The following is a 24,848-nucleotide window of genomic DNA, read 5'->3' as shown; positions in this document are numbered from 1 at the left end:
CATTTGGCAGTGCTGCGGCGAAGGCCGGAGCGTAGGCGATCGGAGCCTTGTGCGCCAACGCTGCAGCTTTCGCCGGAGCACTGCGTCCGCTTGCACAAAGGTCGGGCCGCTACCCCGCCAAGATCAGCGCCGCGCCGCCGAGGATACCGAACACCGCGATCGCGCGGGCGGCGGTGACGCGCTCCTTCAGGAACACGATGGCGAGTAGCAAGGCGGTTACCATCCCCGTCTCGCGCAACGCGGCGAGCGGCGCGGTCGGGCCGAACGACAAAGCATAGAGCGCAAGGCCGTACGTCACGATCGACAGCACCCCCGCCACCGCGCACGGCCGCCACGCGCTGCGCATGTCGGCAAAGACGCGCCCGCGAGTCGCCGTGGCGAACACGCTGACGCTCACGACGCCGAGCAGCACGAAATCCCACGCGATATAACTGAACGGCGTCGGCGCCGCGCGGACGCCGTGCGCGTCGGCGACCGTGTAGAGCGCGGTCATCGCACCGGTCGTCATCGCCCAGCCGAGCGCGTTGCGCCCGAGATGACGATGGAACACCAGGGTGAACAGGGCCGCACCGATCATCACGATCCCGATCGCGACCGGCGTATCGAGGTGTTCGCCGAACAACCCGACGCTGATCGCCGCGGTCAGCAACGGTGCAGTGCCGCGCATCGCCGGATACGCCGCAGAGAAATCCGCGACCTCGTACGTGCGGATCATCGCGTAGAGATAGAGCAGGTGGACGACCGTGCTCGCCGCGAGCCAGCCCCACGCGCCGGTCGGCCAGGGCACGATCGCGATGGCGGGCAACAGGATCGTCGCGCTCGTGCTGTCGGTTGCGGCGCGCGACGCCATCTTGCTCTTGCCGCCTTTGACGATCGCGCTGACCATCGCGTGGATCGCGCCCGAAGCGATCATGAGCAGCGAGGCGAGCGCGACGGGAGTCATGCCGCCCGCGTTCGCCCAAGTCCGGCGCGCGAGCAAGGGCGCCGCGAAAAGGCTGGCAATGTTGGATTTGATTTGTCAGCGTCCGCCTATGCTCACGCCCCCCGCGATTTGCCGATATCCTCCCTGCCGGTCGGGAGGTTCCGGTCGGCCGGACGACGTCGCTAGTGTCAACTTGGTGTCAACTTAGCACGCGATTCAGGTGATCATCCGCTTGAGGGTATCGAGCCGATCGGCCTCCGCCGCGGGCTTGTCGGTGCGGATGCGGTGGATGCGGGGGAAGCGCATCGCGACGCCCGATTTGTGGCGTTTCGATTCGTGGATCGAATCGAACGCGACTTCGAGCACAAGCGTCTTCTCGACCTCGCGCACCGGGCCGAACCGGTTGAGCGTGTGGTTGCGCACGAAGCTGTCGAGCATTTTCAGCTCGTCGTCGGTGATCCCCGAATAGGCCTTGCCGACCGGCAGCAATTCGCCGTCCTCGGTCCAGCAGCCGAAGGTATAGTCGCTGTAATAGGACGATCGCCGCCCGCTGCCGCGCTGCGCGTACATCATCACGCAATCGGCGGTCAGCGGATCGCGCTTCCATTTGTACCACAGACCGGTGCGGCGGCCGGCGACGTAATCCGAGTCGCGGCGCTTGAGCATGACGCCCTCGATCGCGGCGTCACGCGCACCGGCGCGGACTTCCTCGAGCGCGTCGAAGTCGGCGGCGTCGATCAGCGCGCTGACGTCGAAGCGATCGGGGTCGAGGTGCCTGGCGAACGCCTCGAGCCGCTTGCGCCGCTCGGTCCAGGTCAGCGGACGCAGATCCTCGGCGCCGTCGAACAATATGTCGTAGAGCCGCACGAACGCGGGATAGTCGGCCAGCATCTTGCCAGACACGACCTTGCGCCCCAGCCGCTGCTGCAAGGCGTTGAAGCTCGCCGCCTCGCCGCCCTGGAACTCGCCCTTCACCATCAACTCGCCGTCGAGCACGCCGGGCGTCGCGAAGGCCGAGGCCACGTCGGGGAAACTGCCGGTGATGTCGTCGCCCGCGCGGCTGTAGAGCCGGGTCTCGCCGCCGACATGGACCAGTTGCACGCGGATGCCGTCCCATTTCCACTCGGCGGCATAGTCCTTCAAATCGACGCGCAACTCCTCGAGCGGATGCGCGAGCATGAACGGGCGAAACACCGGCACGTCGGCGGCGGTCGGTTGCTCGCCGCGCCCTTCGACCCAGTCGAACAGTTCGGCATAAGGCGGACGGATCGCGTGCCACACCTCTTCGACCGCATCGACCTCGACCCCGAAGGCATTGGCGAGCGCGGTCTTCGCCAGCCGGGCCGACACGCCGATCCGCAAAGCGCCGGTCGCCATCTTGAGCAAGGCGAACCGCTCCTCGGCATCCATCCGGTCGAGCATCGCGGCGAGCGCGGCGGGCGCGTCCGACCGCGACAGGCTGTTGAGCGTATCGACGACGTTCGACACCGACAGCGGCTCGCCCGCCCCGTCGTCGGCGCCCGGCCACAGCAACGCGATCGTCTCCGCCGTGTCGCCGACATAATCGCGGCTCATCCGGAACAGCACCGGATCGACGCGCTCCTCGATCAAGGCGCGGATCACCGCCGGCTTCACTGCCTTGAGATCGAGGTCGCCGGTCAACGCCGCCATCGCCCAACCGCGATCGGGATCGGGCGTGGCGCGCAGATAATCGCCGATCAGCTTGAGCTTGGCATTGCGCGACCGCGTGTAGATCAGCGAATCGAGGAGCTGCGCGAAGGCGTGCATATCGGGACAACCTAGCGCGAAACGGGGAGTTCCGCGCTCCGTTACGCCGCGCTAACGATTGCGCATGCGCAAGCTGCTCGTCGTCATGCTCGTTCTGATCCTGCTGGTGGCGGGGCTGTTCGGGTATGGCATGCTGGAAGCGCGGCGCGATCCCGTGGTCCGCACGGCCACCCTGTTGCTACCGGGTTGGCCGGCCGGCGCGAAGCCGGTGCGCGCGGTGTTGATCAGCGATGTGCATATCGGCTCTTGGGCGATGGACGCCGGACGGCTCACGCGCATCGTCGATCAGATCAACGCGCTGAAGCCCGACATCGTCTTCATCGCGGGCGACATGATCAACGGCCACGCGGCGAACAGCGCGGCCACGATCGGCGAAGCGATGGTCGCGCCGCTGTCGCGGCTGAAGGCACCGCTGGGCGTCGTCGCGATGCTTGGCAACCATGACAATTGGACCGGCGCAGCCGCGGTGCGCGGCCAGCTCGAGCGCGCCGGGATCACCGTATTGGAAAACCAGGCCATCGCGCGCGGGCCGCTGGCGATCGGCGTGATCGGCGATCGCTTTTCCTATCACAGCAACATTCCCGCCACCGTGACGGCGATGGAGCATGTGTCCGGTGGCCGCCTGTTCCTGACGCACTCGCCGAGCATCTTCCCGCTCCTGCCCGACGGCAGCGTGCTGCTCGCGGGGCATACGCATTGCGGCCAGGTGCGGATATTCGGCTGGTCGCCGGGCCGCCAGCCGTACGACAAACGCTATCGCTGCGGCGTCGTTCGCGAGGGCAAGCGCATTGTGGTGGTCACCGGCGGGCTCGGCACGAGCGGCCCGCCGATCCGTATCGGCGAGCCGCCCGATCTCTGGCTGCTGACGCTCGGCCCTTAGGCTTTCCGCCCAGCCTCGAACAGGAACCAGGCGCGGCGTTCGGCCTGGTCGGTCCAATCGTCGATCATCGCGCTGGTCGCATTGTCCTTGGCGTCGTCGGCGATGTCCTTTGCCTCGCGCAGATGCTCGACCAGCGCCAGATTGTCGTCGCGCAACTCCTTCAGCATCGCGTCGGGTCCGACGAAATCCTTGTCGTTGTCCTTGATCGTCTGGTGCCGCGCGATGTCGCCGATCGATCGCAACGTCGTGTTCCCCGTTTTGCGCACGCGCTCGGCAATGTCGTCGGTCGATGCGAAGATCTGCGCCGCCTGCTCGTCGAGCATCAGGTGATAGTCGCGGAAATGCGGGCCGCTGACGTGCCAGTGGAAGTTCTTGGTCTTCATATACAGCGCGAACGTATCAGCGAGAATCGCGTTGAGCGCGTCCTGCACGCTCTTGGTCGCGTTGCTGGTCAGATCGGTCGGGGTTTTGAGGTCGGACGTGGACATAGCAGCTCCTGCTTGGCGAGTCGTTTCGTGAACGAATCCATATCGGAAACGCTCCGCCGCCGTGCAGCGTTTTTATCGCTTGGTGTAATCGCCCCCTAGATCAGGCGCAGCGCCGCCAACGCCTGCCAGGTGCCGGTGATGCCGAGCAATATCCCAACGACCCAACCCGCCACGCGATCCGGAAGACCCCGCCACAACGCATCGCCCGCAACTGCGGCAAAACCCAGCACGACCAGGCTGCCGATCACGCCGCCTACCCCAGCCAGCACCGGCAGGCCGCTGAGCGAAATCGCGAAGATCACGAACTCGCCCCGCCCGCCGAGCCCGGTCGATATCAGATGCGCCGCCGTATCGACGAACGGACGACGGCACGCGACCGGCTTGGCCTTGCCCGGCCACACCGACCCGGCGGCAGCGGCCAGCAAGGCGAGCCCGAGCATCAATAGTTTGGGATTGGGCGTGATATGCTGCCCGACGAAATAGCCCGCCGTCGCGGCAATTGCGTGCGTCACGATCAAGGCGATGAACGCGCCACCCAGCACCGGGCCGGTCCTGCGGCTTTGCTCGGCGGCAACGGCGACCCAGGCGGCCGAGCGATCGGTCGCGCGAATCAGCAGCGCCGCGACCAGCGCCGCCATCAACGAGTCCATGGGTCTAGTAGGCCAGCCGCACCGCGCCCGCGGCGAGATAGATGCTGGTGCAATCGGCATCGCTGCGATCGCAGCCGACCGCCTCGCTCAGCATCGCGATCCAGCCCTGGACGGCGACTCCACGCTCGCCCCGCGCCAGCGCCGCCTCGATCGCCCGCGCGACCGCCACGACGGGCAATCTCCCTTGGCTCTGCGCCATGGCGCGGATCGCATCGACCGCACCCGCCAAGTCGGCCGGACGGGCATGGCCCGCCATCATGTTGAGCTTCGCGCACGCCGCCGCGAGATCGTATTCCTGAACCCCCATCGCCCGAACTCCTGTTGGGACGAATGGAGCCTGCGCCCTAATTGGTAAACGAACGCCTAATCGTGTTGCGCGCGCTTCGCTTGACAAACGTGACGACGTTGGGCATTGGCCCGCCCCTGACAAGCGGCGGCTCGTTTCCGCCGCTTTTGCATTTCAACTTACAGGAATTCGGGTCATGGCAAAGCCGGCCACCGTCAAGATCAAGCTCGTCAGCTCGGCCGATACCGGCTTCTTCTACGTCACGAAGAAGAATCCGCGCAACCAGACCGAGAAGCTGTCGTTCCGCAAGTACGACCCGATCGCGCGCAAGCACGTCGAGTTCAAGGAAGCGAAGATCAAGTAATTCGGGCGTAGCCCGGATTACGCAGTCCCCGCGAAAGCGGGGATCCGGGGCCGCAGGGGAAACCCTAGCGGCCTTTGCTTTGCCTACAGCAACGCGTTCACCTCATCCACGAACCGCGCGACCGAAATCGGTTTCGACACGAACGCGTCGGCCCCCGCCGCGCGGATGCGGTCCTCGTCCTCGCGCCCGGCATAGGCGGTCACCGCCATGATCGGCGTGCGCTTCAACGCCTCGTCGCTCTTGATCTGCTCGATCAGATCTAGCCCGCTGACGTGCGGCAACTGGATATCCATCACGATCAGGTCGGGGAAGAAGGCTCGCGCCTTGTCCACCGCCTCGCGCCCGTCGCGGACCGGTTCGGTTTCGAATTCGTGCGCACGCAACAGGTCGCAAAACAGCTTCAGGTTGAGCTCGTTGTCCTCGACAACCAGCACGCGCTTTGCCACGGGAAGATCATTCTCCATCACTCGACGATAGCAATGGCCACGACAGACACCAGCCACGACCCATCGATGCTCGGCCTGCGTGCGCTGGTCTGGACGCTGGCCGAGCCGAGCCGAGCGCAACGCTTGCTCGATGTTACCGGCCTGAGCCCTGCGGACCTGAAGGCGTCGGTCGGCGACCCCGCGACGTTGTCGGCATTGTTCGGCTTTCTCGAGAATCACGAGCCCGATCTGATCGCCTGCGCGGCAGAGATCGGCGTGAAGCCCGAAGCGCTGGTCGCCGCGCATCGCGCGCTCGACGCATGACACGCCCGCTCCTGATCTGCGATTGCGACGAAGTGCTGCTCCATATGGTGCGGCATTTCGGGACGTGGATGCGCGAACGCCACGACATGCACTTCGCGTACGAGACCGGCAGCTTCGTCGCGATCACCGCCGCCGACGGTTCCCCGGTCGAGCCGGCGGCGGCGTTCGCCATGCTCGACGAATTCTTCCCGGCGGAGATGGAGCGCCAGACGCTGGTCCCCGCCGCCGCCGAAGCGCTCGCCGCGATCGCGCGGCAAGCCGATATCGTCATCCTGACCAACCTCGGCGATCACTGCCGCGATCATCGCATCACGCAACTGGCGGCGCACGGCATCAACCACCGCGTCGAGACCAATCGCGGCGGCAAGGGCGATCCGGTCGCGCGGCTCGTCGCCGAATATGGCCCGAGCGTCACGGTGTTCGTCGATGATCTGGCCGTGCACCACGAATCTGTTGCCAAGCACGCGCCGAGCGTGCACCGGCTCCACCTCGTAGCCGAACCGGCGATGGCGCATAACGTGCCGCCGGCGCCGTTCGCGCACGCCAGGATCGACGATTGGGAAGGGGCGCGCGACTGGATCGTCCAGCGTTTCGCCGACAATCTTCCCGCTGACACAGAAGGAATGCCCGCATGACCGACCGTATCGACCGCAAGCTGGAGGAAATGGGCCTGTCGCTGCCGACCGCCGCCGCGCCGGTCGCGTCGTACGTCCCGACGGTCGATGCCGGCGGGTTGCTGCACATTTCCGGCCAGCTGCCGTTCCGCGACGGCAAGGTCGTGACGGGCAAGCTGGGCGACGACGTCGATAAGGTCGCAGGTCAGGAGGCCGCCGAACTGTGCGGGCTTATGCTGGTCGCGCAGATCAAGGCCGCGCTGGGCGGCGACCTGTCGCGCGTCGAGCGGATCGTGAAGCTGGGCGTGTTCGTCAACTCGACCCCCGATTTCACCGACCAGCCCGAAGTCGCGAATGGCGCCTCGAACCTGATGGAAGCGTTGTTCGGCGACGCCGGCAAGCATGCCCGCAGCGCGGTCGGCGTCGCGGCGTTGCCGCGCGGCGCGGCGGTCGAAGTCGACGCGGTGGTGAAGCTCACCGCCTGACCCTATCTAGGGTCTAGTGACTTCCAACACGATCACCGCGCGCGTCGCCGACGGCGTTTCCGCCATTCCGGCAGCCGACTGGAATGCGTGCGCGGGTGCTGGCAATCCGTTCGTCGGCCACGCCTTCCTGTCGATCCTCGAGGAATCGGGGAGCGTCGGGCCCGGGACCGGGTGGCAGCCGCTGCCGGTGATCGTCGATGGCGTCGATGGACGGCCCGGCGCGGTCGCGCCGGCGTTCGCCAAGAGCCACAGCCAGGGCGAGTACGTCTTCGACCACGCCTGGGCCGATGCGTGGGAGCGCGCGGGCGGCAACTACTATCCCAAGCTCCAGGTCGCCGCACCGTTTACGCCGGTGCCGGGGCCGCGGCTCTTGCTGCGCGATGCCAACCTTGCCCCCGCGCTGATCGGTGCGCTGGAGGCGTTGACCGACAACAACAACCTGTCGTCGGCGCACGCGACGTTCGTGGCGCCGGACCAAGTGCCGTTGTTCGAAGCGGCGGGCTGGCTGATCCGCACCGGCACGCAATTCCATTGGCGCAACGACGGTTATGCCAGCTTCGATGATTTCCTCGCCGCGCTGTCGTCGCGCAAACGCAAGGCGATCCGCCACGAGCGCGCGAAGGCGGTCGAGGGGCTGACGATCCGCCACCTGACCGGCGCCGACCTGACCGAAGCGCATTGGGATGCGTTCTGGACCTTCTACCAGGACACCGGCAGCCGCAAATGGGGCCATCCGTATCTGACGCGCAGCTTCTTCTCGTTGCTCGGCGAACGGATGTCGAAGCGGACACTGCTGATCCTCGCCGAACGCGACGGGCGACCGATCGCGGGCGCGCTCAATCTGATCGGTGCCGACACGCTCTACGGTCGCTATTGGGGCTGTACCGAAGACGTCCCGTTCCTCCATTTCGAGCTATGTTACTACCAGGCGATCGACGCCGCGATCGCGCGCGGGCTCTCGACGGTGGAGGCGGGGGCGCAGGGCGAACACAAGCTCGCGCGCGGCTATGTTCCGGTGACAACCTGGTCAGCGCACTACATTCCCGACCGCGGTTTCCGCTGCGCGGTTGCCGACTTCCTGGCGCGCGAACGGCTGGGGGTCGAAAGCGATCAGGACTATCTGGCCGCGCTGACGCCGTTCAAGCGCGATCAGTAGAACGGGTTCTTGCCCCGCGGCGGCATCGGGAAGTCGCCGCGCTTCGTGACCGGCGCGACATCGACGTGGTCGACCTTGAACAGCACGCTGGTGCCGTCGCGCCAGATCGGGGTCAAATCCTGGGTATATTTGGGATCGTAGGGCGGCGGGCTGATCAGCCAGACATAGTCGAACGCGGCTCGCGGGAACTTTGCCAGACTACGATTGATCGGCCGCCAATATTGCCGCGGACACTGCATCAGCGTGGTGATCTGCGACGGGTCGTGCGCGAACGGCACGGCGGGAACGTATTTGGTCGTCAGCAACTGCGCGCCGGCCATCGACCATTGATCGTTGGTATAGGCCATGCGCCGTTCGAGCGCGAGCGCGGGCATGTGCTCGAGCCGGCTCATCTTCCAATCAGCGACGCAATTCTGCCCGACGAACGTGACCAGTCGCGCCCCGATCGGCACGTGATCGAGCGCCTTCAACTCGCGCGCATAACGCTGGTCGAACAGCACGTAGCTGACCGTGGTCGCGCCCGTACGCACCAGCACGAACGCCAGCCCGAGCATCGCGAACAGCGCCATCGACCGCCGCCGCCGCGCCATGACGATGGTCTGGAGCTCGGCATCGCCCAGCCCCGGATTCTCGAGCGCCAGCAACCGCGTGTCGCCGGGCAGCGGCCGCGGCCGGATCGCGATCAGCGCGATCGCGACCATGAACGGCGCGAGCCGCATATCGGCATAGGCCGATCCGAACACGATCCGCGGCAACACCACGAACACCGCGACCAGGAACAACGTCGACAGGCCGAGATTGCGGGAGAACTCGATGTTCCGATCGCGGACCGACTTGTACAGGATCAATCCGAGCAGCGCGTTCGACGCGATGTCGAACCCGAGCCAGCGATCGCGCAGCATCATCGTCAGCCACGCGAACTTGGCGCGCCAGTTGAAGAAATCGGTGGTCTGGCCGGACACGTGCTCGCCGCTGCGCCACGCGACCATCAGCAGGATGGGGAGCGCAAGCGGCAAACATTGCAACCCCCCGCGGAACCACGCGATCGCCCAACGCTTGATGCCCGCGGTGGTGACCGGACCGAAGCGATGCTCCGACGATTGTTTGGCGCGATCGTGCTCGCGCACCATTTCGGCGGAGAAAGCGAGCACGCCGAGCACGCCCCAGCCAAACGTGTGACAGACCCAGAGAGCGCAGGAGAGTGGCACGAAGATCCACGCCCGCAACTTGATCTTGCCGAGCCGTCCCAGCCGCAGCCACAGCGCGAACAGCGGCAGCGCCAGCGCCATCGACAGCATGAAATTGACGAACCCGAACTGCAGCGGAAAGCAGTAAGCGAGCGGTAGCGCGAACAACGCTGTGGCCGGAATTCGTCCATGCACCTCGCGCGCAATCCACAACAGCCCGACGACGATCAGCGGCGGAATCGACATCACGATCAGCTTGACCGTCAGTTCGAGCCCCAGGATCGGCGCGAAGATCTGGACGAGGATGTCGATCCCCAGATTGCCGATCAGCTGCCACTGGAAATTGTACCAGTCGGTCAACCACGGATAGGTGTGAAGGTCCAACTGGACGCGATACCGCCCCATATGCCCGGGCAAATCGACCAGAGGCGGGATGTCGGGCCACAGCAGCGGCACGATCGACAGCAGGGCCATCGCGACGACGAACCGGCGCGTCTGCCACCAATTGAGCGGTCCGGTCGGCGCGTCGTCCATCATTGCCGGCGTTTCTAGGGCCGTGGCGTCAGAGCGCAATGCCTCGATGACCCCGCTTGTGGGACGGCCAGTTTTATTTCCCGGCAGGCGGCGGCCGCTCGATCCGCAGCAGCGTGCTGGTGCCGTCGCGCCACACCGGCGTCATCCCCGCCAGCAGGCGTTGATCGAACGGCGGCGGGCCGATCAACCAGACATAGTCGAACGCGTCGCGCGGCAGGGTCGCCAGGCTGCGGTCGATCGATCGCGACCATTCGCTGGGGCATCGCGCGCTGGTGACGATCTGCGACGGATCGGCGATGAAGGCGCCGGCCTTGACATAGCGCGTCGTCAACAGCTGCGCCCCGGCCATCGACCATTGATCGTTGCTGTACGCCAGCCGCCGCTCCAGCGCGATGCCCGGCAAATGATCGCGCCGGTCGAGCGTCCAGCTGTTGCTGCACTCGGTACCGACGAACGTCACCAGCCGCGCGCCCGTGGGAACGTGATCGAGCGCCGCCAATTCGCGGTCGTAGCTCCGGTCGAACAGATAATAGCTGTAGGTCGTGCCGCCCATCCGCACCGCGAACAAGGCCAGTGCCGCAAGCGCTCGCCACTGTTGCGCGCGCCACGGCATCGCGGCGGTCGGACGCAGCGCGATCAACGCGATCGCCACCATGTACGGCGCCAGCCGCATGTCGGCATAGGCCGATCCCAACAGGATGCGCGGCAGCAGAAGGAACGTCGCGGCGAGCAGGCCGGCCGCGAGGCCAAGGCTGCGCGACCAGCCCAAGAAGGGCGAGCGCAGGCCATCGTACAGCATCGCCACCAGCACCGCGGCGCAGGCGACGTCGAACCACAGCCAATGGTCGCGCAGAATCCCCGACAGCCACATCAGCTTGGCCCGCAGGTTGAACCAATCGCCGGTCTCGCCCGCGACCCCGCTGCCCCGCCACATCACCATCATCACGCATGGCAATGCGAGCGGCAGGCACTGGACGCCGGCGCGAACGAATGCCGCAGGCCAGGATCTATCGGTATCGCGCGCACGGATCAGTTCGGCGGAAAAGACCAGGATGCCGAGCACACCCCAGCCGAACACGTGACACAGCCAGAGCAGGCACGACAGCGGCACGAACAACACGGCGCGCAAAGCCCAGGCGCCGCGCCGCGCGAGATGCAGCCACAAGGCGAAGGCGTTGAGCGCCAGCGCCATCGACAGCGAGAAGTTCACGAAGCCGAACTGGAACGGGTAATTGTAGACGAGCACCAGCGCGAAGAGCGCGGTCGGCGGCACGCGGCCGTGAACCTCGCGCGCGATCCACAGCAATCCGACCGCGGTCAGCGCCGGGATGGCGACCACGACCAGCTTCACCGTCAGCTCGATCCCGAGCAGCGGCGCCAGCCATTCGACCAGCAGATCGACGCCCAGATTGCCGATCAGCGACCAGCGGAAGCCGTACCATTCCGCGAGCCAGGGATGCTGGCCGTGATCGATCTGGACGCGATAGCGCCCCATGTGCCCCAGCAGATCGACCAGCGGCGGAATGTCGGGCCACAGCAACGGCGCCGCCGCCAGACACGCGGCGGCGAGCACGAACCATCGCGTCTGCCACCAGGCGGGCTTGGTGCTGTCCCCGTCCACGTCGCGGCTCTAGCGCGTCAGCCGCGGCGCGGACAGGCCGGGCCGGACGCGATACAGCGCCGCGCCGTCGGACATCGTCTGCACGCGAATCAGCCAATCCGGCCCTGCGCCGGCGGCAAGTTGCGCGGCCAGGCTGGTGCGAGGCGGCGTGCCGGCGAACCCGTCGCACGCGATCACGTACGTTACGCCCAGCCGCGCGGCGATCGCCCGCGCCCGGTCGGGGCGGCCGAGATAGAAACGATACATCGCCAGATTGCCGTCATTGTCGCGATGATAGGCGCCGGCAACGAAACGCTGCGCCGTCGCGGCGATCGCCGGGCCGCCGGTATCGATCGGCGCCATCACGATACCGGCCGGTTGGCCGGCCAACGCCGCGATCAAGGCGGGCGACGTGCAGCTGGGACCTGCCGAAGAGGGAGGTGCTGGGACCAGCGCTTGTGCCGCGATCGGATACAGCATCCCCGCCGAAGCGATCCAGGCGCCGGCCAATGCTACCGCCCCGCGACGCCGCGCCGCCAGGATAAGCGCGCCCAGGGCCGGTGCCGCGAGCAGCGCGCCGGCATAAGCACCGCGCACCTGCAAAAACGTTACCGCCAACGCCGCGAGTTGCAGCGCCAGCATCGCCAGCCAGCAACGGTCGCGCCTCGTCCAGATCTGCCATCCCGTCGCGGCGATCCCGGCGACCATCAATCCGGCATAGCCGATCGCGACCGCCAACGGCGCGCCGGCGAGCGGCACCGCCTCGCCGACGCGCGCGAGCCATAATTGGCGCAGCAGCGGATCGACGCCCCCATAGGGCGACAGACATTGCGGCGCGGCCAGCATGACGGCGGCGAGCAACGACGCACCCGCGACGGCCAGCGCAATCCCCCTGCCCGGTCGTGAGTCCAGCGGCAGGAGGGCAAGGGCGACCGGCACGACGGCCGCGAGCAAGGCAGCGCGCATGACGATCGCGGTGAAGCCGTCGCACGCCGGCAGCGTCCAGGAGGTCGTGGCGAACGCCGCGCTCGACAGCAGAATCGCGCCGCCCAGGCCGAACCCGAATCCGAACAGTCGCGCACGCGCGGGCACGCCTTGGACGACCCAATCGATCGCCACCACGGCGGCGGCGGCCACGAGCAACGGCGCGGTTTCCATACCCACCACCAGGCTGAGCGCGGCCGCGACCCCGGCCGCCGCGCCGGCGCGCAGTGTCGATGGCCCGACCAAAGCCCAGGCCATGACCAACACCAGCACCATCTGCAGATTGTGATGATCGATCCGCCCCGGCGCGAACAATGTACTGGCCGGATACGCGATCGCCGCGACGATCATCGCCGGCATCACGCTCTCCGCGCCGCCCAGCCGCCGCGCGATCCGCGCGGTCAACGCGATTGCCGCAGCGAGCAATATCGCCGGCCATGCGATCACCGCCGCCACCTCGGCGCCGTGCCGCCCCAGCACACCTTCGAACAGTCGGATCAGTGCCGCCGGGACCAGATCGTCGAGCCGCGACCAGTGCATCGCGGTGCCGCCCGGCCCCAGCCGGTATTGCGTCACGTCGCCGAACGCCTGCCCGCTCAGCCAGTCGCGAATCTGCTGCAGCCGCATCGCGTCGTCGGCGTCGGGCAGTCTGAGGACCGACAGGTTTGCCCAGTCGCGCCACGCCCACGCCGCCGCCAGCACACCCGCGAGCATGCAGGCCAGCAGCGTGTCGCTCCACGCCCGGCGGTCGGTCGATTCCATGCGACCGGGCTAACCGATCATGGTTAAGCCCGCGTTAGGACCGGCGGCGGCTTACCGCCCGGCTTGCAGCCGATCGAAATCCGCTTCGCTGCGCCAGTCACGAAACGCGACGCTCGCCGGCACATCGGAATGCAGCGGCGATCGGCGATCCATTTGGTCGGACAGCCATTCGAACCATTCGAACAGGTTGCTCCAGCCCGCCTTGCGACGTTCCGCCACGTAACGGCGCAGCTTGCGCCAGCACAGCACCGTCGCGCCGCGATAGAAATCGGCATAGATATCGATCGGCACCTGCCCGCGCGCGACCAACGGCCCGACGCTTTCGAACATCGATGCCAGCGCGATGACGCGGTCGAAATCTTGACCGAGCCGCTGCTTGAGTTCGGCGCCCGGCAGATCGTCGGGCAGTTCGACGAGGATCAGCGCCGTACTTCCGGCATCGGTCGATTGGAGCGACTGCAGCATCGCCGCCCCCGCCGCGGACTCTTGCTGATGCTTGATCTGGCGGAGCTGGATCAGTCCGAACACGACGCCGACGAGCACCGCCAGCGTCTGGATCACTTGCAACGCAAGGGCGGCGGCGCCGTCAGCCATCGCGCCGCCCGAGTAAGCGCAGTCGCAGTGCGTTGAGCTTGATGAAGCCCGCCGCGTCGCGCTGGTCGTACGCGCCCTGATCGTCTTCGAACGTCACGACCTTCTCCGAATACAGCGTGTTGGGCGACTTGCGGCCGGTTACGATCACGCTGCCCTTGTAGAGCTTCAGCCGGACAGTGCCCGACACCTTTTCCTGGCTATAGTCGATCGCCGCCTGCAGCATCTCGCGCTCGGGCGCGAACCAGAAGCCGTTATAGATCAGTTCGGCATAACGCGGCGCGAGTTCGTCCTTCAGGTGCGCCGCCCCGCGGTCGAGCGTGATCTGCTCGATCCCGCGATGCGCGAGGTGATAGATCGTCCCGCCCGGCGTCTCGTACATCCCGCGAGACTTCATGCCGACGAAACGGTTCTCGACCAGGTCGAGCCGGCCGATGCCGTGCTTGCGCCCGAGGTCGTTGAGCGCCGCGAGCAAGGTCGCGGGGCTCATTGCCTGACCGTTGAGCGCCACACCGTCGCCGCGTTCGAAATCGATCGTGATCGTCTCGGGCTGGTCGGGCGCGTCCTCGGGATTGACCGTGCGCGAATAGACGTAATCCGGCACTTCCTGCCACGGATCCTCGAGCACCTTCCCCTCGGACGAGGTGTGCAACAGGTTCGCGTCGGTCGAAAACGGCGCTTCGCCGCGCTTGTCCTTGGCGATCGGGATCTGGTTCTTTTCGGCGAATTCGATCAGGCGTTCGCGGCTGGTCAGGTCCCATTCGCGCCACGGCGCGATCACCTTGATGTCGGGGTTGAGCGCGTAATAGCCGAGTTCGAAGCGGACCTGATCGTTGCCCTTTCCGGTCGCACCGTGGCTGACCGCGTCCGCATTCACCTGGCGGGCGATCTCGATCTGGCGCTTGGCGATCAGCGGCCGCGCGATCGACGTGCCGAGCAGATACAGCCCCTCGTACAGCGCATTGGCGCGCATCATCGGGAAGACATAGTCCTTGACGAACTCTTCCTTCAGATCGTCGATAAAGATGTGCTCGGGCTTGACCCCCGCCATCTCCGCCTTCTTGCGCGCCGGTTCGAGTTCCTCGCCCTGGCCCAGATCGGCGGTGAAGGTCACCACCTCGCAATTATAGGTCTGCTGGAGCCATTTGAGGATGACGGAAGTGTCGAGGCCGCCGGAGTAGGCAAGCACGACGCGCTTGATGGAGGAGTCGGTCATGGCGCGGGCGTTTAGGTCCCGGGCGACGGCTCTGCAAGCGGCGGTGGCGGCCCGAGGTCTTTGAGCAAGCCCGGCCAGTAGAGCGCAAGCGCGCCGGCGCGATAGACATAGCTGAGCGTCAGCGCGATCCACACGCCCAGCGCAGCCCAGGGGCGGAGCGCGAGGTCGGTCGCTATATAGAGCATCGTCGACAGGATCGCAGCGTTCCGCAAAGCCCTGCCGCGCGTCGCGCCGATGAAGATGCCATCGAGCAACCACGCCGGCGCACCGATCAGCGGCTGCAGCGCCGCAAACGGCGCCAGCGCCAGAGCGTGCGCCTTAACCTCAGGGTTGGTGGTCATCAGATCGACCAGCCACGGCCCACCCAGCGCGATCGCCGCGACGAACACGAGGCCGCTCGCGACCGAGAACTCGCCGGTCAGCCGAATCGCGCGCAGGAAATCGGCGCGCGACTTCGCCCCGATCGCCTGACCAACGCGCGCTTCGGCGGTGAAGGCGAAGCCGTCGAGGACATAGGCGGCCAGCCCGACGAACTGCGACAGGACATGATTCGCGCCAAGTTGCACCGGCCCAAGCCGCGCGCCGGCATTGGCGAACCAGCCGAACAGAGCGAGCAACGCGACGGTGCGGATCATGATGTCGGCATTGACGCCGAACAGCCGCTTGAGCGCTTGGCGGTCGAACGCGCCGCGAAGCCCGATGCGGATCGCGGCCCGTCCCTCGGCGCCCAGCACATTGCCGACGATCGCCAGCCCGGTCGCCAGCGCGATCCACTCGGCGCTCGTGGTCCCGAACCCGACCCCGCGCGCGCCGAGATGGAAATGCCAGACGAACAACAGGTCGAGGCCGATGTTCGCGACATTCATGACGACCTGCAGCACCAGCGCGTGGCGGGTCTTGCCGAGGCCGAGCAGCCAGCCGTTGATCGCGGACCCCGCCAGCGCCGCGGGTGCTCCGAACAGGCGCGCGGCGACGAAGCTTTCCGCCACCGCATCGAGCTGACCCGACCCGGCGAACAGGCGGAAGGCAAGCGGCACGACCAACGCCTGCAGCGCCAGCAACACCACGCCCAGCGCAAAGCCCGTCGCGACGCCGCGCACCAACAGCGCGCGGACTTCGGCCTGGTCGTCGGCCCCGACCGCTTGCGCGGTCAGCCCGGTCATCCCCATCCGCAGGAAGCCGAACGTCCAGAACAGGAAGGTCACGACGAAGCTGCCCAGCGCCACCGCCGCCAGCGCGACCGCATCGCCGGTTCGCCCGATCACCGCGGTATCGACCAGCCCGACCAGCGGCACGGTGATCTGCCCGAGCATGATCGGCCAGGCCTGCGCTAGGATCGAGCGTCGGGTCAGGGTGGCGGTCATGCGGCTTCCCTAGCCGCACGTCGCCTTCCGCGTCATCCCAGACAAGATGCTTCCAATGTAGGATTTCGTGTGTCAGCCCCGTCCGATGACGAACGGATCCTCCAGGAGGCTCGATCGGTATTTTTCATCGCGTTGCGCAGCTCTCGGCGTTTCCGGAGCACCGCGTTAGTGTCAACTTGGTGTCAACTTAGCGCCGACGAGGAGAGCGCCACGACCTGATCGCGGGCGCCTGGGCAGGCTAGGCCTTCCCCGGGATCCGCTGCTCCTCCGCCAGCATGTAGTCGCGCGTGATCGGCAGCGCGTGACGGTTTCGGGCGAATTGCAGCTGGTAATTGACCATCCCGCCGTACCGAAAACTGACGCACGACCCGGCGAGGTAGAAGGTCCACATCCGGAAGAACGCTTCGTCGTACATCGCGACGATCCTGTCCTTGTTCGCCATCGCGCGGTCGTACCAGGCCTGGAGCGTGTAGGCGTAGTGCAGCCGCAGGACCTCGCAGTCGGTCATGTAGTAGCGCAAGCCCTCGTATCCCTTCGCGATCTCCGACAGCGCCGGGATATAGCCGCCGGGGAAGATGTAGCGCGCGGTGAATTCGTCGGTAACGCCCGGCGCGCCGGCGCGGCCGATCGTGTGGATCAGCATCACGCCGTCCTCGGTCAGCAGGTCGCGGCATTTCTTGAAGAAGGTGCGGTATTGCGGCGGACCGACATGTTCGAACATGCCGACCGACACGATGCGGTCGAACGTGCCGGTCAAATGGCGATAGTCCATCAGCTCGAACTTGACGTGATCGGCGACGCCGGCCGCCGCCGCGCGTTCGTTGGCCAGCCGGATCTGCTCGTCGCTGAGCGTGATACCCAGCACCTCGACGCCGTATTTCTCGTGCAGGTACAGCGCCATCCCGCCCCAGCCGCAGCCGATATCGAGCACGCGCATGCCGGGCTTCAGTGCCAGCTTGGCGGCGATATGCGCCTTCTTGTCGAGCTGCGCCTGCTCGAGCGTCTCATCATCCGGATCGAGGAAATAGGCGCAGCTATATTGGCGGTCGGCATCCAGGAAGAGATCGTAGAAGTCGTTGCCGATATCGTAGTGGTGCTTGACGTTCTGGCGCGACACCCGCGTGCGGTTGAACTGGTCGATCTTGCGCTTGACCCAGGTCAGCGACCGCGCCGCCGCGCTCGGCATCAGCGCGCCGGTCTCTGCCTCCCAGCGATTGTTCGCGGTTGCCAGCGTCAGCAGGCCCATGATGTCGCCGCGATCGATCACGACGCGACCCTCGATCAGCGCCTCGGCGACGCCGAGCGACGGGTTGCGCACGATCATCCCCGGCGCGCGCGCGTCGGTAAAGTGGATCGCGATGTCGGGGAAATCCGGATCCGGCGTGCCGAAGCTCTTGGTCGAGCCGTCGGCGTAGGTGACGTGGAGCGTACCCCGCTTGAACGCGCGGGCGAAGAACGTATCGATCAGCGCCATAGAGGCTGGCTGCTAGTGCGCGATTGCGGCGATTGGAAGGCTAGATTCCCGCGTACCAGTCGTAGCCGATCGCATCCTCCCAATAGCCGCCCTGTCCGCGGCCGATCCCGTCCAGGCTGGCGACCGCGTCGACCTTTGCGACATATTTGGCGTGCTTGTACCCGAGCTGGCGCTCGACGCGCAGGCGGACGGGTGCGCCATGACCGACCGACAGCCGTTGGTCATTCATCGCCCAGGCAAGGATGGTCTGCGGGTGGAAGGCATCGACCATGTCGATCGATTCGTAGTAGGGCGCGCCGTTGTACAGGTCGGCGCAAGTGAACACGATGTAGCGGGCGGAGGTACGCACGCCTGCCGCCTGCAGCACGGTGCCGAGCATCGGTCCCTGCCACTTGCCGATCGCGCTCCACCCTTCGACGCAGTCGTGCCGCGTGATCTGCGCGCGTTGCGGCATCGCGCCGAGATCCGGAATGCTGAGCGATAGCGGGCGATCCACCAGCCCGCCGATCTGCACGCGCCAATCGGCGAAGCGGCTCGCGACATGTACGTTATAATCGGGTGTGTTGGGGTTGCGCGTGCCGTTGACGCGAAAGTTGGGTGACATCTGGTCGGCACGGAATTCAGGGGCGAGCGTTGCGCGGTCGCTGAGCGCACGCTGCAGTCCGCGGTTGATCTTGTCGCCCGAAAACAGGATCTTGCGAAATCCCGGCTGATTGGCGAGTTGGTCGCAGCCCGACAGCAGCAGACCCGCCCCGGCGGCACCGAATCCCACCAGCGCGCGGCGCGTGACGATCGTCATTCGGCGGGCTCCGGCTCGGGTTCCGGCTGGACCCGCACCTCCGGCAATTTCCAACGCCCGGTGATCATCGACATCACCTCGCCGACCGGCCCGGCCAGGATCACGAGCGCCAGATGCACGATGATGAACCCGACCAGCAACGCCGCCGCGATGAAATGGATCGACCGCGCCGATTGCCGTCCGCCGAAGATGTCGAGCAACCACGGCCACGCCGCATCCATCGCCGGCGACATGGCGAGCCCGGTCAGGATCATGGCCGGGATCAGCACGAAGATCGTGGCGACGTAGGACAGTTTCTGTAGCGTGTTATAGGCGGCGGGATCATCGGGATTATGGAAGTCGAACCTGGCGTGCGCGACGACATCGGCGGCCAGATGCTTCGGCGCGACCTCCTTCGCCCGGACGCGCAAGTCGCGCTGGAAGTGGCGGTTGATCAGGCTCGCGATCATGAAGGCGAGCAACCCGAATCCCAGCACCAGCGCGAAGGTCAGGTGCCAGCGCCGCGATATGGCGAGATTGTAGCTCGCCGGGATCGTCATCAGGTCGAGCCACTGGTTGAGCCACGCCGGCAGCCACGCCATCTGGAACCACGGGTGATCGGGATTGGCGCCGTATTGCCCCCAATAGAAACGCGGATGCGCCTGCAGGATGCCGATCCCGCTGCCGATCATGACGAAGATCGTGACGGCGTTGATCCAGTGCCAGATGCGGGTCGCCAGGCGGTGGCGATAGATGATGCGCGTATCGAATGCCGGAAGAGGGGCAGGCTCGGGCTCGGGCGGCGGAACTGCCTCTTCCATGCGGTAAGCCTACCCCACCGCCGGCCAAACGCGAAACGCAATTGCGTGCGTCAGAGCCTTCCGGCGAACAGGTCGATCTTGCCGATCGGCACGCCCCTCATCCGCAGGATCGCATACGCCATCGACAGGTGGAAATAGATGTTGGTCGTCGCGAATACCGACAGCCACTGGCCGGTGGGCAACGTCGGTTCCATCGCGTCGGTGATCTGGATCGTCATCGGCTCGTCGTCGCGTCCGGCGAATTGTTCGGGCGTCAGCGCCGCGAGGTCGGCGCGCGCCGCGGCTATCCCGGCGCGTAGATCGGCGAGCGTCACGGTGTCGCTCAGCCGGTCCGGCACCGGCGACCCGGCGGCACGCGCGGTCCATTGTCGTGCGAAACTGATCACGACTTCTGCCTGGAAACGAAAGGGATGCATGTCGTCGATCAGCCGCCAGTCGAGGATCGATTCGGGATCGATGCCTTGCTCGGTCGCGAACGCCACGCCCTTGTCGATCAGATGCGACAGCGAGTTGAGCGTGCGGTCGTACAGATCGACGAAACTGAACATGGTGATCGGCATGGTGTCCTCCCCGGACGATTAGTTCTTGCTGGCCTCTTGCAGGGCTTTCGCGGCTCGGCAAGGGTGCGACGCATGAACGTTTCCGATGCCATCGCGGCGCGCCGGTCGGTGCGCGGATTCCTCAACAAGGCCGTGGACACGGCGGTGCTCCGCGACATCGTGAGCGCGGCCGCGCGCGCCGCCAGTGGGGGCAATATCCAGCCCTGGCATATCGATCTGGTGACGGGCGACAGCCTGAGCGAATTGAAGGCGATTATGGCCGCCAAGCTCGCGGCCGGCGAGACCGAAACGCCGGGCTACGACATCTACCCCCGCGAATTCACCGCACCCTATCGCGACCGCACGTTCGCCGTGGGTGAAGGAATGTACGGCCACATCGGGATCCCGCGCGAAGATAAGGCCGCACGACGGATGTGGTTCGCGCGCAATTTCCAGTTCTTCGGCGCGCCGGCGGCGTTGTTCTGCACGGTCGATCGCCGGATGGGGCCGCCGCAATGGTCCGACCTTGGCATGTACCTGCAGAATGTGATGCTGCTCGCGGTCGAAGCGGGCCTCGCGACCTGCCCGCAGGAATGCTGGGCGGTCTATCCGCAGACGATCGAGACATTCCTGGGAACGCCGTCCGGACGGATGCTATTTTGCGGGATGGCGATCGGGTATGAAGACCCTGATGAACCCGCCAACCGGTTGCGCACCGAGCGCGCACCGGAAGGCGAGTGGTTGAGCGTCCGGACCTAGCCCGCTCTCCCCATGGGCGAGGGGCGGGGTCCACGCGCAACGCGGGAAGCGGGAGGATGGCGGGCGGCGGCTATCGGCCGCGCCCTACCCTGCAGAATCGCTGCTCCTCACCGCTTCCGATGAGAGGAAAGGTTAGGCGTTAGCCGAGGTCCGCGGACCGCCGCCCTGGCCACCGCGACCCCCACGACGACGGCGATTGCCACCGCCCTGACCACCCTGGCCACCGCCACCGGGACGCCCGCCGAAGCGGTTGCCGGTCGGCCGCGCGTCGTGCGTCTTGCGCGGCGGGCGCTGGCCGCTGGGGCCGCGCGGACGTTCGTCGCGCGGTACCTCGACCGGACCGGCCTTCTTGCGTACCGACGCGAGCCGCGCGGCTTCGGCCATGAAACCTTCGGGCAGCGCCTTCAGCGGCACCTTCTGGCGGATCGTCTTTTCGATATCGCGCAGGTACGGCTTCTCGTCGTCGGCCACGAAGCTGACCGCGATGCCGTCGTTGCCGGCGCGCGCCGTCCGACCGATGCGGTGGACGTACTGCTCGGGCACGTTGGGCAGCTCGAAGTTGATGACATGGCTGACCCCCGACACGTCGATGCCGCGTGCGGCGATGTCGGTCGCGACCAGGATCGGCACGTCGCCCGACTTGAATGCGGCGAGCGCGCGCTCGCGCTGCGGCTGCGACTTGTTGCCGTGGATCGCGTTGGCGGCGATGCCGTTCTGGCCCAACAGCCGCACGACGCGGTCGGCGCCATGCTTGGTCCGCGTGAAGACGAGTGCGCGGTCGATCGACGGATCGGCCAGCGTGATCGTCAGCAGCGACTGCTTTTCGGTCTGGTTGACGAAGGTCGCGTACTGATCGACGCGCTCCGCCGTCGTCGCCGCAGGCTTGATCGTGACGGTCGCCGGGTTGGTGATGAACTGGTCGGCCAGGGTGCGGATCGACTGCGGCATCGTCGCCGAGAAGAACAGGGTCTGACGCTGGCGCGGCACCATCTTCACGATCTTCTTGAGCGCATGGATGAAGCCCAGGTCGAGCATCTGGTCGGCTTCGTCGAGTACCAAGGTCTCGATCAGCTGAAGGCTGACGAAGCGCTGTTCGACCAGGTCGATCAGGCGGCCCGGCGTCGCGACGAGGATGTCCACGCCGCGGCTCATGTCCTGACGGTTCTTGTTGAGGCTGGTGCCGCCGAACACGGTCGCGACCGAGATGCGGCTGAACTTGCCGTATTCGCGCGCGCTGTCGGCGATCTGGCTGGCGAGCTCGCGGGTCGGCGCGAGGACGAGCATCCGGCAATGCGTCGGCAGGACGCGCTTGCCGCTTTCGACGAGGCGCTGGATCGACGGCAGCACGAATGCAGCGGTCTTGCCGGTCCCGGTCTGTGCGATGCCGAGCAGGTCGCGGCCTTCGAGTACGGTGGGGATCGCCTGCTCCTGAATCGGGGTCGGCGTGGTGTAGCCCTTGGCCTCGAGCGCACGGACGAGCGGCTCGGCAAGACCGAGATGAGCGAATTTGGTCATGGAATCTTTCTTGAATGCCTCACGCGCGCCGAAACGGCGCACGGGCGGCGGGGGTAAATTGACACCCCGCGTGACTTGGGAAGCCTGTCGCTTGAACGACCGAGGCGGAGCCGGTTCCTGACGGAACGATCACGCTGCTATAACGCCTCGATGCAGGCCATATGTATGCTGCAGTGCAAAAAGTCAAGGTTGCGGGCGGTGCAGCCTCAATAGACGCAGACGGAGAAGCCATTCCCCTGCCAACACGCAGCGTCGCGGCGCGAGCGGCGAGCCTGACCCCAGCGCGAATTGATCCCCGCCTCGGTCAGCCCGCGGATCTCGCCGAACCCGGGCCGCGTGACGTAGACCGTGATACTGAGCGTCTCCCCGCCGAACCCGCGGCCGTGCGGCGGCGTGACCGTGAACGTGCCGCCCTTGGCGACCGTATAGTTGCAAGGGCCGTTATAGCTCACGCCCTCCGAATCGATCACACAGCGCGCTTCCTTGGCATAGGCCGGCGCGGCGGTGGCGCAGGCGACAAATGCGGCGGCGGCGAGGATCGGCTTGTGCATCGAAACGCTCCTTTATCCGGGGATGACGGGGAACGGCGGACAGCCTATATCGATCCGCGAAGCCGGGCAAACCCGCCCGCCGACGATGGAGGCACCCTTGACCAAGAACGCGATCGCCCGATCCGTTTCTCTTGCTCAGGTGAATTATGTCTTCCCCAAATACTGCCTTCGTCACTTTGGATTCGCTGTCGCTCTCGACGCCTGACGGCCGTCCGCTTTTTCACGATCTGACGCTTTCGTTCGGCCGTCAGCGCTCCGCGTTGGTCGGGCGTAACGGCTGCGGCAAATCGACGCTGCTTCGCGCGATGGTGGGCGACGTAACGCCCGCAGCCGGCAGCATCACGTGCGCCGGAAAAATCGCGTTGCTGCAGCAGGACTGGCCCGATCCGACGATCAGCCTCGCCCAGGCGCTCGACGTCGCCGAACCGCTCGCGCGACTGCAGCGCATCGAAGCGGGCAACGGCGACGAAGCCGATTTCGCCGCGGCCGATTGGACGCTCGACGAGCGGATCGCCGCCGCGCTCGACGCGGTCGGGTTGGTTGGGATTGACCTGGAGCGCCCGCTGGCAACGCTAAGCGGTGGGCAGCGCACGCGGATCGCGGTCGCGCGCGAGACCATCGCCGCGCCCGACCTGCTGCTGCTCGACGAACCGACCAACAATCTCGACGCCGACGGCCGCACCGCGATCGCCGATCTGATCGCAAGGTGGAATGGCGGCGTCGTGGTCGCGAGCCACGACCGCGCCTTGCTGGAATCGATGGAGCGGATCGTCGAACTGGCCCCGGTCGGTTGCCGGCTGGTCACCGGCGGCTGGTCCGACTTCGTCGCCATCCGCGACGCCGAACGCGCGGCGGCCACCGCCGACCTCGACCGGGCCGAAACCGGCCTTCGTCAGGCCGAGCGCGCGGCACAGACGCAACGCGAGAAGCAGGCGCGGCGCGACAAGACCGGGCGCGCGTTCGGCGCCTCGGGCAGCGCGCCCCGAATCCTGCTCGGCGCGATGAAACGCCGGGCCGAGGCAACGGCGGGCCGCATCAGCCATCTCGCCGACCGCCAGATCGGCGACGCTGAATCCGCGCACGACAACGCGCGGTCGCGGATCGAGCTGGTGACGCCGCTCGCCATCGACTTGCCGCCCAGCGGGCTATCCTCGTCGCGTGAGTTGTTGCGGATCGAGCAGGCGGTGATGGAACGCGCAGGGCGGCGAATCGGGCCGATCGACCTTTCCATCCGCGGTCCCGAGCGCGTCGCGCTGACCGGCGCCAACGGCACCGGCAAGACGAGCATATTGGCGCTTGCCGTCGGCGAGATCGAACCGGTCGCGGGCAGCGTGTGGCGGTCGGACCGAATGGCGTTGCTCGACCAGCATGTCGGCTTGCTCGATCGCGACACGACGATCCTTGCCAATCTGCGCGCGCTCAACCCCGACCTGAGCGAGAATGACGCCTATGCCGCACTCGCGCGCTTCGCGTTTCGTAACGTCGCGGCCGAGCGGATCGTCGGTACGCTGTCGGGCGGCGAGCGGCTGCGCGCGGGGCTAGCGTGCGTGCTGTCGGTCGCGCGACCACCGCAACTGCTGTTGCTCGACGAGCCGACCAACCATCTCGACCTCGATTCGATCGAGGTGCTGGAAACGGCGCTACGCGGTTACGATGGCGCGCTGCTCGTGGTCAGCCACGACGCGGCGTTTCTGCAGGCGATTGGCGTGGAGCGGGAGGTGATACTTCCGTTCCCCTCCCTGGAAGGGAGGGGTTAGGGGTGGGTGGGTTGGAAGCGAGACCTGTCCTCAC

General features: G+C 66.6%; 26 protein-coding genes. 8 read left to right on the top strand and 18 right to left on the bottom strand.

Annotated features, from left to right (window positions below; translation table 11 throughout):
* Nucleotides 1-109 precede the first annotated feature (109 nt).
* Nucleotides 110-943: a DMT family transporter gene (locus FPZ24_RS00320; protein WP_146569190.1), complete on the bottom strand. Its 834-nt coding sequence runs from the start codon at nt 941-943 to the stop codon at nt 110-112.
* Nucleotides 944-1,138: 195 nt separating this feature from the next.
* Entirely contained in the window at nt 1,139-2,710 is a 1,572-nt protein-coding gene (locus tag FPZ24_RS00315) for a cisplatin damage response ATP-dependent DNA ligase (protein WP_146569189.1), read from the bottom strand.
* Nucleotides 2,711-2,774: 64 nt separating this feature from the next.
* On the opposite strand from FPZ24_RS00315, the gene FPZ24_RS00310 reads away from it, so the two are divergent.
* The gene (locus FPZ24_RS00310; protein ID WP_146569188.1) at nt 2,775-3,590 is read left to right on the top strand and encodes a metallophosphoesterase; all 816 of its coding nucleotides are present in this window, start codon (nt 2,775-2,777) and stop codon (nt 3,588-3,590) included.
* Here FPZ24_RS00310 and FPZ24_RS00305 read toward each other — a convergent pair.
* The 3 genes from FPZ24_RS00305 to FPZ24_RS00295 all read right to left on the bottom strand — a co-directional run bounded on the left by FPZ24_RS00305 (nt 3,587) and on the right by FPZ24_RS00295 (nt 5,035).
* Nucleotides 3,587-4,078 carry a Dps family protein gene (locus tag FPZ24_RS00305; RefSeq protein ID WP_146569187.1) on the bottom strand — a complete coding sequence of 164 codons (492 nt, stop codon included), beginning with the start codon at nt 4,076-4,078 and terminating at the stop codon, nt 3,587-3,589. The genes FPZ24_RS00310 and FPZ24_RS00305 overlap by 4 nt on opposite strands.
* Nucleotides 4,079-4,173: 95 nt before the next feature.
* Nucleotides 4,174-4,716 carry a hypothetical protein gene (locus FPZ24_RS00300; protein ID WP_146569186.1) on the bottom strand — a complete coding sequence of 181 codons (543 nt, stop codon included), beginning with the start codon at nt 4,714-4,716 and terminating at the stop codon, nt 4,174-4,176.
* Between the two features lie 16 nt (nt 4,717-4,732).
* Nucleotides 4,733-5,035, bottom strand: a complete 303-nt coding sequence (locus FPZ24_RS00295; RefSeq protein WP_146569185.1) for a hypothetical protein — start codon at nt 5,033-5,035, stop codon at nt 4,733-4,735.
* Between the two features lie 175 nt (nt 5,036-5,210).
* Here FPZ24_RS00295 and rpmG point away from each other — a divergent pair, with 175 nt between their 5' ends.
* Nucleotides 5,211-5,378: a 50S ribosomal protein L33 gene (gene rpmG / locus FPZ24_RS00290; protein WP_146569184.1), complete on the top strand. Its 168-nt coding sequence runs from the start codon at nt 5,211-5,213 to the stop codon at nt 5,376-5,378.
* An 83-nt stretch (nt 5,379-5,461) separates the two neighbouring features.
* Here rpmG and FPZ24_RS00285 read toward each other — a convergent pair whose 3' ends face one another.
* Nucleotides 5,462-5,824 (bottom strand): response regulator, encoded by a 363-nt coding sequence (locus FPZ24_RS00285; RefSeq protein ID WP_146569183.1) that lies wholly within the window; start codon nt 5,822-5,824, stop codon nt 5,462-5,464.
* Nucleotides 5,825-5,857: 33 nt separating this feature from the next.
* Between FPZ24_RS00285 and FPZ24_RS00280 the strand changes: the two genes are divergently transcribed.
* From FPZ24_RS00280 to FPZ24_RS00265, 4 genes are read left to right on the top strand one after another with little or no spacing between them, the layout of a single operon-like run.
* Complete coding sequence (locus FPZ24_RS00280; RefSeq protein ID WP_146569182.1) at nt 5,858-6,127, top strand: DUF3572 family protein; 270 nt, start codon at nt 5,858-5,860, stop codon at nt 6,125-6,127.
* Nucleotides 6,124-6,762 carry an HAD family hydrolase gene (locus tag FPZ24_RS00275; protein WP_146569181.1) on the top strand — a complete coding sequence of 213 codons (639 nt, stop codon included), beginning with the start codon at nt 6,124-6,126 and terminating at the stop codon, nt 6,760-6,762. The genes FPZ24_RS00280 and FPZ24_RS00275 overlap by 4 nt, the downstream gene beginning before the upstream one ends.
* Nucleotides 6,759-7,226, top strand: coding sequence for a RidA family protein (locus FPZ24_RS00270; RefSeq protein ID WP_146569180.1), 468 nt, complete (start codon nt 6,759-6,761; stop codon nt 7,224-7,226). Before FPZ24_RS00275 ends, FPZ24_RS00270 begins: the two co-directional genes overlap by 4 nt.
* 16 nt (nt 7,227-7,242) lie before the next feature.
* Nucleotides 7,243-8,382, top strand: a complete 1,140-nt coding sequence (locus FPZ24_RS00265) for a GNAT family N-acetyltransferase (RefSeq protein WP_146569179.1) — start codon at nt 7,243-7,245, stop codon at nt 8,380-8,382.
* Here FPZ24_RS00265 and FPZ24_RS00260 read toward each other — a convergent pair.
* The 10 genes from FPZ24_RS00260 to FPZ24_RS00215 all read right to left on the bottom strand — a co-directional run bounded on the left by FPZ24_RS00260 (nt 8,376) and on the right by FPZ24_RS00215 (nt 20,253).
* Nucleotides 8,376-10,106 (bottom strand): hypothetical protein, encoded by a 1,731-nt coding sequence (locus FPZ24_RS00260; protein ID WP_420853374.1) that lies wholly within the window; start codon nt 10,104-10,106, stop codon nt 8,376-8,378. The genes FPZ24_RS00265 and FPZ24_RS00260 overlap by 7 nt on opposite strands.
* Nucleotides 10,107-10,176: 70 nt before the next feature.
* Entirely contained in the window at nt 10,177-11,724 is a 1,548-nt protein-coding gene (locus tag FPZ24_RS00255; protein ID WP_146569178.1) for a hypothetical protein, read from the bottom strand.
* Between the two features lie 9 nt (nt 11,725-11,733).
* Complete coding sequence (locus FPZ24_RS00250; protein ID WP_146569177.1) at nt 11,734-13,449, bottom strand: hypothetical protein; 1,716 nt, start codon at nt 13,447-13,449, stop codon at nt 11,734-11,736.
* A gap of 51 nt (nt 13,450-13,500) precedes the next feature.
* Nucleotides 13,501-14,043, bottom strand: coding sequence for a DUF4760 domain-containing protein (locus FPZ24_RS00245; protein WP_146569176.1), 543 nt, complete (start codon nt 14,041-14,043; stop codon nt 13,501-13,503).
* Entirely contained in the window at nt 14,036-15,256 is a 1,221-nt protein-coding gene (locus FPZ24_RS00240; RefSeq protein ID WP_146569175.1) for an argininosuccinate synthase, read from the bottom strand. Before FPZ24_RS00240 ends, FPZ24_RS00245 begins: the two co-directional genes overlap by 8 nt.
* 11 nt (nt 15,257-15,267) lie before the next feature.
* Nucleotides 15,268-16,620, bottom strand: coding sequence for an MATE family efflux transporter (locus tag FPZ24_RS00235; protein ID WP_240047544.1), 1,353 nt, complete (start codon nt 16,618-16,620; stop codon nt 15,268-15,270).
* Between the two features lie 238 nt (nt 16,621-16,858).
* Nucleotides 16,859-18,094 (bottom strand): SAM-dependent methyltransferase, encoded by a 1,236-nt coding sequence (locus FPZ24_RS00230; RefSeq protein ID WP_146569174.1) that lies wholly within the window; start codon nt 18,092-18,094, stop codon nt 16,859-16,861.
* A 40-nt stretch (nt 18,095-18,134) separates the two neighbouring features.
* Nucleotides 18,135-18,893: a molybdopterin-dependent oxidoreductase gene (locus FPZ24_RS00225; protein WP_146569173.1), complete on the bottom strand. Its 759-nt coding sequence runs from the start codon at nt 18,891-18,893 to the stop codon at nt 18,135-18,137.
* Nucleotides 18,890-19,693 carry a cytochrome b/b6 domain-containing protein gene (locus tag FPZ24_RS00220; RefSeq protein ID WP_146569172.1) on the bottom strand — a complete coding sequence of 268 codons (804 nt, stop codon included), beginning with the start codon at nt 19,691-19,693 and terminating at the stop codon, nt 18,890-18,892. The genes FPZ24_RS00225 and FPZ24_RS00220 overlap by 4 nt, the downstream gene beginning before the upstream one ends.
* A gap of 50 nt (nt 19,694-19,743) precedes the next feature.
* A complete protein-coding gene (locus FPZ24_RS00215; protein ID WP_146569171.1) occupies nt 19,744-20,253 on the bottom strand; it encodes a DUF1993 family protein in 510 nt (169 codons plus the stop codon).
* A gap of 72 nt (nt 20,254-20,325) precedes the next feature.
* Here FPZ24_RS00215 and FPZ24_RS00210 point away from each other — a divergent pair, with 72 nt between their 5' ends.
* A complete protein-coding gene (locus tag FPZ24_RS00210; protein WP_146569170.1) occupies nt 20,326-20,991 on the top strand; it encodes a nitroreductase in 666 nt (221 codons plus the stop codon).
* Between the two features lie 132 nt (nt 20,992-21,123).
* On the opposite strand, the gene FPZ24_RS00205 is transcribed toward FPZ24_RS00210, so the two are convergent.
* Both FPZ24_RS00205 and FPZ24_RS00200 read right to left on the bottom strand, forming a co-directional pair.
* Nucleotides 21,124-22,506 (bottom strand): DEAD/DEAH box helicase, encoded by a 1,383-nt coding sequence (locus FPZ24_RS00205; RefSeq protein ID WP_146569169.1) that lies wholly within the window; start codon nt 22,504-22,506, stop codon nt 21,124-21,126.
* Nucleotides 22,507-22,712: 206 nt separating this feature from the next.
* Entirely contained in the window at nt 22,713-23,057 is a 345-nt protein-coding gene (locus FPZ24_RS00200; RefSeq protein ID WP_146569168.1) for a hypothetical protein, read from the bottom strand.
* 176 nt (nt 23,058-23,233) lie between these two features.
* On the opposite strand from FPZ24_RS00200, the gene FPZ24_RS00195 reads away from it, so the two are divergent.
* Nucleotides 23,234-24,814 carry an ABC-F family ATP-binding cassette domain-containing protein gene (locus tag FPZ24_RS00195; RefSeq protein WP_338061664.1) on the top strand — a complete coding sequence of 527 codons (1,581 nt, stop codon included), beginning with the start codon at nt 23,234-23,236 and terminating at the stop codon, nt 24,812-24,814.
* Nucleotides 24,815-24,848: the final 34 nt, after the last annotated feature.

Source organism: Sphingomonas panacisoli (assembly GCF_007859635.1).
GTDB classification, from domain to species: domain Bacteria; phylum Pseudomonadota; class Alphaproteobacteria; order Sphingomonadales; family Sphingomonadaceae; genus Sphingomonas; species Sphingomonas panacisoli.
This window is presented reverse-complemented; position numbering and strand designations above follow the sequence as displayed.